This is a genomic window from Bacillus sp. AK25 (assembly GCF_048270685.1).
GTDB classification, from domain to species: Bacteria; Bacillota; Bacilli; order Bacillales; family Bacillaceae; genus Bacillus; species Bacillus altitudinis.
The window spans coordinates 489,976-501,211 of record NZ_JBLUWC010000001.1; the positions used below are offsets into that span (position 1 = coordinate 489,976).

Sequence of the window (11,236 nt, forward strand, 5' to 3'; positions counted from 1 at the left end):
TTTGGTATAAAATATTTATTTTCATTTAAACAGAAACGCTCTATAATAAATCGTTAGATGCTTAGAGAGAACAAGGATTGAAAGGGGACACGAATGGATACACCCATACATCGTACAGCTATCGCTATACTCATTGTCATTCTACTAGGCGGATGTACCTGGAAACAGCAGCAACATTCAGCTCAACCAGAACCTGCAAAACCAGTATTGTCAGGAGAGTACTTTATGACTCACCACTTAATGACAGACCAAGGCATGATTCGGACCTCGCTTGCGGAGCAGCCTACTTACTTATCAGAATCGCTCGGACTTTGGATGGATTATCTTGTTAGAAAAAAAGATCAAACATCTTTTGATCAACAGGTAGACGTCCTGCGCACTCAATTCTTACTGGAACATGATCTTCTTAGCTGGCAAATCGAATCTCATCAAAAAAGCAAAGTCAATGCTTTAGTTGATGACTTACGTGTAGTAACAGCACTTCAAAAAGCAGATCAATTGTGGCAGAAGTCAGTGTATCAAACCACAGCCAAAAAAATCGCAAAAGCGTTAAAAGACAAAAACATGTTCAAGGGTATGTTGACCGACTATTATGATGCATCGACAAAACAAACTTCACACACAATCACACTTTCATATCTTGACCCAAAAGCAATCAAAGAACTAGTATCCCTCCACCTATTCACAGAACAAATGATGAACAACCAATTGGCCATTCTAAAAAATGCACCGAGACAAAAAGGGTTTTTTCCAAAATCCTATGACATAGCGAAGAAAGTCTACTCATTTGATCAGGAAATCAACTTGATCGACCAGCTTTATACGGCTCTTTATGCTGAACGTGCACAGGTTGATACATCAGTCATCATGAAATGGCTGAAAACCAACTTCCAAAAGGAAGGAAAGCTGTACGGACGATATAAACTGAGCACATTACAGCCAGCAGTGACGTATGAATCGCCTTCAGTCTATGCATTGGTGATCTTATATGCACTCAAACAAGGAGAAGATGATTTTGCAAAAGACGTCTATCACCGAATGAAAGAGCTGCAAATCCAAGATCCTCTCAAGCCTTATTACGGAGGCTATATGAACGAAAAAGATACACACTCATTTGATAATTTATTGCCTCTAATTGCAGAAAGGGAGCTTCTAAATGAAAAGGTTATTCAGTAACACCTATCGCACGTATTATACGCTGCTCCTCACGTTTGCGGGACTCATTTTATTTATGGGCTACTTGAATGGACGTGATGCGGAGAGTGTCATGATCATCACACTCACATTTGTCGTGATAGGATGCGGTATTTTATTTGGTATTTTGCCAGCATTGGTTTTTACTTTGTTGATTTTGTTCTTTATAGGAAGCGGGATGTTCTTTACAGAGCTTGGTCACACAAATTCACTCTTTTCTAATCAAACGTTGCAAGATGTCGTGATATGGGGCGTGGCGCTTCTCTTTTTTGCTATTTCTGCTGGAAACGTGCATGAGCGAATAAAAACGATGCGTTACACCATTGACCAACAAAAGAGGGCCATCAAACAATTTGTAGCGATTGACTCAACCACAGGATTTGACAATGCAGAGCGAATGAGGCTCGAGTTATCTGAGGAAATGAAACGAGCAGAACGATATAAACAGCCATTCGTCTTTATCCTTCTTCATATGCACTACTCAGCTGAATTCAAAACATTATATGGAGAAAAAGAAATGCAGCATCTTTTCCAGCAACTCAGTATGAAGATACGCGAAAGTGTGAGAGAAACGGATAAGAAATTTCGATTATCGGAAGAACGAATCGGGCTGCTGCTCACTCACACACCTGCAGAAAACGTCTCGATCGTTCTTGAAAAGCTAAAGGATAAACTGCAAACGCATGTCCTGCTAAATGGTCGTGAAGTGACCTTAACTTTTCATGTCTGTCATTTAACAAGCAGATCGGATTATCGGACACCAGAGCAATTTTTAGAAGAACTAGAAAACGAGATGATGATGAATGAACTTTAATGTTTTGACGAAATGTTGTTTGTTATTCGTTCTTTTCTCTATGCTTTCGATCAAAGACAGTACATCAGCCGGTGCACTTGAGAAAGAGTCCAGGACCCTCATCGTCTATTCCACACAGTCAGGTGAGACAACGCCAACTGTTCATATGCTTGATGTACTTGTGGGGCATTTTTCCACACGAACGACCATTTTATCTGATGAACAAATCACTGAAAAGAACCTCAATGACTCTCAGCTAGTTATCTATATAGGTGAAGAAAAGAGAACGTTGAAAGCACAAACCATTCGTCTCATAAACGAATCAAAACGCTTAATTGCAATAGGATACAATGCGGAACAGCTTCGCCCATTCTCCAAGCTTACTTTTCACAAACAAGATCACATCAGTCAAATCAAAGAGACCGATGATCAAGAATACCGTCAGCTAGAGAGAGGAATCACAGCTCAGGCGGTTCAAGGGACAGATCTGCAACGTAAATTCTTAATGAAGAAAAATCAAGCTGAGCAGCCATTTGTGATTCAAACAAAAGAAGGTGCGGCATATGTCGGAATGCTAAATATCCTTCAGCACGACAAGCTGCTTGCAGAGGTGCTGGAAAGTCTCCTGCCGGCTTCTAATCAAACGACGACAAAGTACTTACAGATTGGGAAGATTAACCCCGTCACGGATGAGAAGAAGTTACTTGAACTTGGGCGATACGTAACAGCTCGCCATATCCCTTTTCTGCTGGCGGTGACCCCTATATGGATTGATCCAGCAACAGGGGATGAAGTGACGCTCAGTGACCGGCCTAAACTTGTCCACGTGTTAAAACAATTGCAAAGCAATGGAGCTAGTGTCGTTCTTCATGGGTTTAGCCGTACGTATCGAGCGGAGGAGTCGGGTAAAGGCTTTGAATTTTGGGATGTAAAGTACGATCAGCCCGTTACGTCAAATGAACCAGAGAAAGCTGATCAGCAGCTGAACAAAAGCTTTTTTTCGAATGAAAAAGATTTTAATACGTATATCACATCCAATCAACATCAAGAAGCCATCTATACAGAAGAAAAGCTGACAAAAGGCATTGAACTGCTCACGCAGCAGGGGTTATATCCACTTGCATTTGAAGTGCCGAATGACGCCATATCCCTGCAAGGCTATGAAGTGATTTCCCGCCATGTGTCCAGTCTATTTGGACAGGTGCAGCTCTCAGACCGTACATGGAAAACAAGTAGTGCATCACCATTTTTGTCGACACCCGCCATGCTTCATGGCATGACTTTATATCCTGAACAGTCTATAGATACAGCGTCTGGCCAAGAAGGTGCAAACATACTGGCTGAGCAGACAATTCAATCCATGCAGCATATCCAATCCGCCGCCATTGGGCTGTCCTATGATGTGGAAGCGGGGATAGATGGGCTGCAAGAGTTAATCACACAAATGGATGCGATCCCTTCTAGTGAATGGCTAGATTTAAAGAAAACAAAACAGACTGTTGAAACCCCGCATGTCCAGATCAAAACAACAGGAAATGGACATATTCAAATAGAGCAATCCAATATAGCTGAACCAAAAACAAACAAACGAAGCGGGATGGAAAATATGCTTCGAATGCTCACAATGGTGGTGCTGCTCTTTATTGTGGCATTTGCTTTTTACACATTGTATTTAAGGCTGACGATGAAAAAACGGATCTTTAAGGAGAGAAAATCAGGTGGCTGATATCTTATTTTACCTATCATTAATACTGATTTGGATCATGCTCCTATATCATATGTTTCTGATGCAGGGAGGCTTTCAGCACTATTTAACTTACGAAAAAGTACTGCCTAAATGGACGAAACAAGGGAAAGATCTGCCGACCGTCAGCATTCTCATTCCAGCACATAATGAAGAAGTGGTCATTCGGCAGACGCTAAAAGCCATGGTCCAGTTATCCTATCCCAAACACCTTCTTGAAATCATTGTGATTAATGACAATTCTTCTGATCGTACAGGGGAGATTGTGCAATCATTTAGTGAACAATACGATCATGTCCATATGATTGAAACAAAGCCGCCATTTGCAGGGAAGGGGAAATCTACTGCACTGAATGAAGGCTTGAAGGCTTCGACAGGAGACGTTATTTGTGTATACGATGCAGATAATATGCCTGAAAAGAAAGCCGTCTACCATTTGGTTCTTGGATTATTGAATGATCCTAAAGCAGGTGCTGTTGTCGGGAAATTCAGGGTCATTAATGCAGCCAAAAACCTCCTGACAAAATTCATTAACATAGAAACGATCTGCTTCCAGTGGATGGCGCAAGGCGGGAGATGGAAATGGTTTGGCATTGCGACAATACCAGGCACCAACTTTGCGATCCGCCGGCACATTTTAGAAGAGCTTGGCGGCTGGGATGTCCATGCACTAGCTGAAGACACTGAATTAACAATTCGTGTGTATAATTTGGGCTATGTGATTCGGTTCTTTCCTGCTGCGATTACATGGGAACAAGAGCCTGAAACATGGAAAGTCTGGTGGCGGCAACGAACACGCTGGGCTAGAGGCAACCAATATGTTGTGCTCAAATTTTTAAGGCAGTTTATGAAATTAAAACGAAAACGAATGATTTTTGATTTATTTTATTTTTTCTTTACGTATTTCTTATTTTTCTTTGGTGTACTGCTCTCCAACGGCATTTTTATCGTAAACTTATTCGTTGATCTTCACTTATCTGTGGGAGCTGTGGCACTCATTCTATGGGGCTTAGCCTTCTTCCTCTTTTTAACAGAAGTGATGATTACGTTAAGCATAGAGAAAACAGAGCTGACCAAACAAAACATTCTCATTGTGATTCTCATGTACTTTACCTATTCCCAAGTATGGATTGCGCTTGTTGTGTACTCCTTATTTGTAGAGGCGAAAAGCCGATTATTGAAACAAGAAGTGAAATGGTACAAAACCGAGCGTTACAATCAACAACAAAAGAAAAGCGGGTGACATATTGAAATCGTTAAAATGGTTGATTTATATATTAGGATTATCCTTAGCGATCCAGCCTTTTTTCATGGCAGGTCAAGCAATGGCGCAATCCAACCGAGTTCAAGTCAAAGGTGAGTGGGTTCATTCTTCAAAAGAAAATAAAACAAAAACGCAGCATCTATCAGAAGACGTAGTGACCTTATATGGACAAGAAGACCGCACTGAATTTACCTATCAAGTGGATCAGGAAAAAACAGAGTCAAGCACATTGACGTTAAATATAGAGGCTTCACCATTATTGATTTCACCTTCCTCATTCACTGTTATGATTGATGGAGAGATCGAAAAGACCATCCCTGTATCAGGGAAAAACCAGAAGAAGTCGATTCAAATCAAGTTGAACAAATCACAATTGAAAAAAGGTACTCACCGCATTCAGGTCACATTTTATGGTGTTTTAAAAGAAGGCGTGTGTATCAACCAAGAGACACCTGCCAATTGGCTAAAAGTGTATCCTGAAAGTGAACTTACATTCAAAGGAATCAAGACGAAAGATTTCACATTAGATAGCTTTCCATCACCTTTTATTCAAACAGGTGATCAGAAAGAACAGACAGACATTGTCATTCCTAATTCACCGGATGCAGCTGAATTAGAAGCAGCCATCAAAGTATACCGTACGTTGAAAAACAAAGATCGCCAAAAGGAGATCAAACTTATCCAAGAAAAGGACATCAAGCAAGTGGCGCACCCAACGATTGCTGTGGGAGCTATAGGAAGCTGGGATGGACGGATGAAAACGATTGAACAAGCTGCAGGAATTAAAACGAAAAGCAGTCATCTTACGTTAGCGATGAGAACTTTGACAGCAAAGAAAACAGAACAGCCCATTCTATTTGTGACAGCGGAAAAGCCTGTGACAATCGCTGGAAAAATCAATGTTCTAACTCAGTCAGAATTAACGAATCAACTGACTGGAACAGACCTAGTGCTTCAAAAGGTTGCAGTTCAAACGTCTAAACCATCTCACAAGATTCGTTTGAAAGATTTTGGCGGAGATGATGTCACGGTTGGGACCAACAAGACGGCATCCGACCACTACTATTATCCGAAAGCGCTAATAGCTAACCAAAAATCAGGTGCAAAGCTCAATCTTTCATTCAAAAAATCTGATACAGCGGCAAGCAAAACAGAACGGTTAACTGTTATGATCAATGACGAACCGCACGACGTACCATTAACAAAACTAGGCAGCAAAGATGCGAATGGATTCTATCATGTCTCGATTCCAGTAGATTCAAACATACTTCAAAAAAATGAATATATTGATTTGCAATTTGTCACAAGTGGTTTTAAAAACATGGAATCATGCAGACATACGGATGAAGAAGGCTGGATATTCATTGACAAAAATAGCTCTTTACAAATACCAGAAGGAACAACGAGTGAAAAGCCAGATTTAGCCACATGGCCGCTCCCGTTCACTTCGAAAAATACATTGATCATCATACCAGATCAAATCAAACGTGAAACAATCAATCAAATGACCATGTTGACGGAATCTTTTAGTCAGCCAGAAGTAGCTCAATATCATTTAATGAAAGCTTCTCAAGTCACAAATGAACAATTGAAAAATCACCCTCTCATTTTCATCGGAGGCATTCAAACATTCTCTCTTCTTAAAGAAAATGCAGCTGATCTCGTTGTTCCGGTGAAAAAGGATCAGTATGATGTATCTTCTTTCGGCATGATCAACGAAACAACGGCTCGAATTGTATGGACGCAGTCATCTGTTTGGAATAAAGAACAGACAATGACAGTCTTTTCAGGAATGACTGCAGCTGAAGCTAACGTGTCAAATGAAGTGATGCAATTTCTTCAAACAAATACAGAAAAAGCAACAGTTGCAATAGAGAGTAAAAACAAAGGCGTGTTTTCTAATCATCAATCCGTCAGCAGCACATCGAGCAGTCTGAAAACAAGTGAAAAACAAAGCAGCAGCGAGTCTTGGATTTACTTTGTGTGTATCGCTGCACTCATCCTTTTTGTGCTTGTGATAATTGTCTATTTCGTACGAAAAAACCGTAAAAAGACTGAGTTCTAAACGATCAAAAGACCTTGAAAAAATCTCTTTACTTTGGTGTCAAACGGGAGTATGATCTCTTTTATAAAAGACCAATCGCTGAATCATTTCGATGAGCGGGGGAACCAATTGTGGTGGTATAAAACACCACGTGGGGTGAATCCTTTTAAGGTAGGGCAAAATCTCATGCGCCCGAATCCGTCAGCTAACCTCGTAAGCGTTAAAGAGAGCAAAGACCAACCTGTGATCTAAACAATAGGCACAGGGGCATTCTATTGCCTCTGTGTCTTTTTGGCGATCCAAAATTTTGTAACTCAAATCGTTTGACACTAAAGGAGCGGGCAACACATGTACAGTTTGATGAAGCGTATTTTAATTGGTAAACCATTAAAATCACAGGCAGCAGGAGAACAAAAACTATCAAAAATCAAAGCTTTGGCATTATTGTCATCAGACGCATTGTCGTCAGTCGCATACGGTACAGAACAAATCTTGATTGTTCTATCAGTTGTCAGTGCGGCAGCGTTTTGGTACTCACTCCCGATTGCAGGTTGTGTATTAATTCTTTTAATGGCGTTAATTCTATCTTACCGCCAGATTATTTATGCTTATCCAGAAGGCGGCGGGGCGTATGTCGTCTCCAGCAGAAACTTAGGTGAAAAACCAGGGCTGGTTGCTGGTGGATCATTACTCGTCGATTACATTTTAACCGTAGCAGTGAGCATTTCTGCTGGGACCGATGCGATCACATCGGCTTTTCCAGCTCTATATCCATATCATGTCATGATTTCAATCGTATTAGTTCTAGTGATTATGGTGTTAAACCTTCGTGGACTGACAGAGTCGGCATCTATTTTGGCTTATCCTGTGTACCTATTTGTCTTTTCATTGCTCATTTTAATTGGAGTGGGCGGGTTTAAACTATTAACAGGGCAAGTGCCGCCAGCATCTGAACATACAGCATTTGGCACACATGTATCAGGCATCACGTTATTTCTTTTATTAAAGGCATTTTCGTCTGGCTGTTCTGCTTTAACTGGTGTTGAAGCGATTTCTAATACAATTCCATCCTTTAAAAAACCAGCTGCACAAAATGCAGCGAGAACTTTATTGATGATGGGGGGATTACTGGCCGTTCTATTTGTAGGAGTGACATTGCTTGCGTTTGGTTTTGGCATCTCGCCAAAGCCAGAAGAAACGGTTGTGTCACAAATTGCATCAGACACATTTGGACGGACATTTTTCTACTATGTCATTCAGGCTGTCACAGCTTTAATTTTAATATTAGCGGCAAACACAGGCTTTTCAGCTTTTCCATTATTGGCTGTCAACTTAGCAAAAGATAAATATATGCCGCGCATGTTTACAGTGAGAGGAGATCGGCTCGGTTATTCCAATGGTATTATCTTTTTAGGTGTAGCTTCTATGCTGCTTATTTGGCTATTTGATGGGAAAACGGAACACCTCATTCCACTTTATGCTGTCGGTGTGTTTATTCCATTTACCTTGTCTCAGACAGGTATGTGTGTAAAGTGGATTCGTGAAAAACCACAGGGATGGAAAGTGAAAATGCCTATCAATATCGTGGGAGCACTTATTTCATTTACGGTTTTCATGATTCTCATTTTGACCAAGTTTCACCTTGTATGGCCAGTATTTGTTTTCATGCCAATTGTTCTATTTATTTTTCATTCTATTAAGAAACATTATCTGTCTGTTGGAGAACAATTGCGTTTATTGAATGAAACCGAGCCTGTCGAAATCAAAGGAAATGTGGTCATCGTCCCAATAGCAGGTGTCACACGTGTCGTCGAACAATCTGTGCAATATGCAAAATCCTTATCAGACCAGGTCATAGCGGTTCATGTATCGTTTGATAAAGAGAAAGACAAGAAAATTGAAGCTGATTGGGAAAAGCTGAATAGTGATGTGCGTCTTGTGATTTTACATTCGTCTTATCGAAGTCTCATTCACCCGCTTGATAAATTTCTTGAAACGATTGAAGCGAAAGCAAATGCACATCAATATAGAGTGATGGTGCTCGTCCCTCAATTTATTCCGAAAAAAAGATGGCACACCATTTTGCATAATCAATCTGCTTTCTTATTAAGATTCCGTTTATTATGGAAACGGGATATTGTTGTCGCCACTCTTCCATATCACTTTAAAAAGTAGCAAGAGCAAGTTGAAACGTTTGATCAAAAGGGTGCGGTGGTATGGAGTAAGAAAAAAGGAGTTTTCTCACATGCCGCAAAGAACCGCAGGAAAAGAAGTAACAGCGCTACTGGAAGAGTGGGGCGTGAAACATATTTATGGAATGCCCGGCGACAGTATTAACGAATTAATCGAAGAACTAAGGCATGAATCAAGCAAAATTCAATTTATACAAACAAGACATGAAGAAGTGGCAGCACTTTCAGCTGCAGCTGATGCGAAACTAACAGGTAAACTCGGTGTTTGTTTATCAATTGCAGGGCCAGGTGCTGTCCACTTATTAAATGGACTATACGATGCAAAAGCGGATGGTGCACCTGTATTAGCGATTGCAGGGCAGGTTGCTTCAACTGAAGTAGGCAGAGATGCATTTCAAGAAATCAAATTAGAGCGGATGTTTGACGATGTTGCTGTCTTTAATCAGCAAGTACAAACAGCAGAAGCTCTGCCTGACTTATTGAATCAAGCCATCAAAGCTGCTTATACCCATAAAGGGGTGGCGGTTCTCACTGTCTCAGATGATTTATTTGCTCAGAAAATTAAGCGGAGTCCCGTTTATACATCTCCTCTTTACGTAGAGGGAGACGTGCGGCCGAAGAAAGATCAACTGCTAAAGGCTGCTCAACTCATTAACAATGCGAAGAAGCCAGTCATCTTAGCAGGAAAAGGATTAAGAAATGCTAAAGAAGAACTTCTTTCGTTTGCAGAAAAGGCAGCTGCACCGATCGTCATTACACTTCCTGCAAAAGGTGTTGTTCCAGACAGGCATCCATACTTTTTAGGGAACCTAGGTCAGATCGGGACGAAGCCGGCATATGAAGCGATGGAAGAGTGCGATTTATTAATCATGCTTGGAACCTCCTTCCCATATAGGGATTACTTACCGGAAGACACACCTGCCATTCAATTGGATATCAAACCGGATCAGATCGGTAAAAGATATCCAGTAGAAGTGGGGATTGTAAGTGACAGTAAGACTGGTCTTCATGAACTAACCTCTTATATTGAATATAAAGAGCAGCGCGGTTTCCTTGAAGCTTGTACAGAGCACATGATGAAGTGGCGAGAAGAAATGGATAAGGAAAAATCTATTGCCACATCACCGCTTAAACCGCAGCAAGTCATCGCTAGATTAGAAGAAGCGGTCGATGATGATGCCATTCTTTCAGTTGATGTCGGTAATGTGACGGTATGGATGGCACGTCATTTCGAAATGAAGCAGCAGGATTTCATTATTTCCAGCTGGCTTGCCACAATGGGCTGTGGGTTACCTGGCGCAATATCAGCTAAATTAAACGAACCAAACCGCCAAGCCATTGCTGTCTGTGGTGACGGAGGCTTCACAATGGTGATGCAAGATTTTGTGACGGCGGTAAAATATAAACTGCCAATTGTCGTTGTGATCTTAAACAACAACAACCTTGGTATGATTGAATATGAACAACAGGTAAAAGGCAACATCAACTATGGTATAGAGCTGGAAGATATTGATTTTGCAAAATTTGCAGAAGCATGCGGTGGTAAAGGAATCTCGGTGTCATCACATGAAGAACTAGCACCAGCCTTTGATCAAGCACTTCAAGCTGAGAAACCTGTGATCATTGATGTTGCGGTGACCAATGAACCACCGTTACCTGGTAAAATCACGTACACACAAGCAGCAGGCTTTAGTAAATATTTATTGAAAAAATTCTTTGAAAAAGGTGAGCTGGATATCCCTCCACTCAAGAAAAGCCTTAAACGCTTTTTCTAAACAGCAGGTAGTCGGTCTTCCAATTAGGGAGACTGACTTTTTTTGTTGAATAGGTAAAATCATTCCAATTGTCACTTGTTTTCTTCTGTATAAAAATATAAAGACTGGATTTTTTACAACTTAAAGCCTATTTTTCCAATTCAGTGAGAAAGGTAAAATAGACTTTATGATCAATAATGGAGGGAGTGGCGCAATCTGGGCAAGATACTTGATGCAAAAGCACTAACCAA

General features: G+C 40.8%; 7 protein-coding genes and 1 riboswitch. All 7 genes read left to right on the forward strand.

Annotated elements, in window-relative coordinates:
* Positions 1–93: 93 nt before the first annotated feature.
* Positions 94–1,176: a glycosyl hydrolase family 8 gene (locus ACNO7B_RS02385; RefSeq protein WP_417901118.1), complete on the forward strand. Its 1,083-nt coding sequence runs from the start codon at positions 94–96 to the stop codon at positions 1,174–1,176.
* Positions 1,157–2,008, forward strand: coding sequence for a GGDEF domain-containing protein (locus ACNO7B_RS02390; protein ID WP_144610479.1), 852 nt, complete (start codon positions 1,157–1,159; stop codon positions 2,006–2,008). Before ACNO7B_RS02385 ends, ACNO7B_RS02390 begins: the two co-directional genes overlap by 20 nt.
* The gene (locus ACNO7B_RS02395) at positions 1,998–3,713 is read left to right on the forward strand and encodes a DUF2334 domain-containing protein (RefSeq protein ID WP_417901119.1); all 1,716 of its coding nucleotides are present in this window, start codon (positions 1,998–2,000) and stop codon (positions 3,711–3,713) included. The genes ACNO7B_RS02390 and ACNO7B_RS02395 overlap by 11 nt, the downstream gene beginning before the upstream one ends.
* A 37-nt stretch (positions 3,714–3,750) precedes the next feature.
* Entirely contained in the window at positions 3,751–4,974 is a 1,224-nt protein-coding gene (locus tag ACNO7B_RS02400; RefSeq protein WP_417901846.1) for a glycosyltransferase family 2 protein, read from the forward strand.
* 4 nt (positions 4,975–4,978) lie between these two features.
* Positions 4,979–7,060: a cellulose biosynthesis cyclic di-GMP-binding regulatory protein BcsB gene (locus ACNO7B_RS02405; RefSeq protein WP_417901120.1), complete on the forward strand. Its 2,082-nt coding sequence runs from the start codon at positions 4,979–4,981 to the stop codon at positions 7,058–7,060.
* 66 nt (positions 7,061–7,126) lie between these two features.
* Positions 7,127–7,274: riboswitch (cyclic di-AMP (ydaO/yuaA leader) on the forward strand.
* A 113-nt stretch (positions 7,275–7,387) separates the two neighbouring features.
* On the forward strand, positions 7,388–9,214 hold the full coding sequence (locus tag ACNO7B_RS02410; RefSeq protein WP_417901121.1) for an APC family permease: 1,827 nt from the start codon (positions 7,388–7,390) through the stop codon (positions 9,212–9,214).
* A 70-nt stretch (positions 9,215–9,284) separates the two neighbouring features.
* The gene (locus ACNO7B_RS02415) at positions 9,285–11,006 is read left to right on the forward strand and encodes a pyruvate oxidase (protein WP_035390394.1); all 1,722 of its coding nucleotides are present in this window, start codon (positions 9,285–9,287) and stop codon (positions 11,004–11,006) included.
* Positions 11,007–11,236 lie beyond the last annotated feature (230 nt).

What these genes read in the sequence shown, in the direction of transcription:
- ACNO7B_RS02415 (WP_035390394.1), top strand. Translation starts at nt 9,285, where the DNA reads ATGCCGCAAAGAACCGCAGGAAAAGAAGTAACAGCGCTACTGGAAGAG.
- ACNO7B_RS02410 (WP_417901121.1), top strand. Translation starts at nt 7,388, where the DNA reads ATGTACAGTTTGATGAAGCGTATTTTAATTGGTAAACCATTAAAATCA.
- ACNO7B_RS02385 (WP_417901118.1), top strand. Translation starts at nt 94, where the DNA reads ATGGATACACCCATACATCGTACAGCTATCGCTATACTCATTGTCATT.
- ACNO7B_RS02395 (WP_417901119.1), top strand. Translation starts at nt 1,998, where the DNA reads ATGAACTTTAATGTTTTGACGAAATGTTGTTTGTTATTCGTTCTTTTC.
- ACNO7B_RS02400 (WP_417901846.1), top strand. Translation starts at nt 3,751, where the DNA reads ATGCTCCTATATCATATGTTTCTGATGCAGGGAGGCTTTCAGCACTAT.
- ACNO7B_RS02390 (WP_144610479.1), top strand. Translation starts at nt 1,157, where the DNA reads ATGAAAAGGTTATTCAGTAACACCTATCGCACGTATTATACGCTGCTC.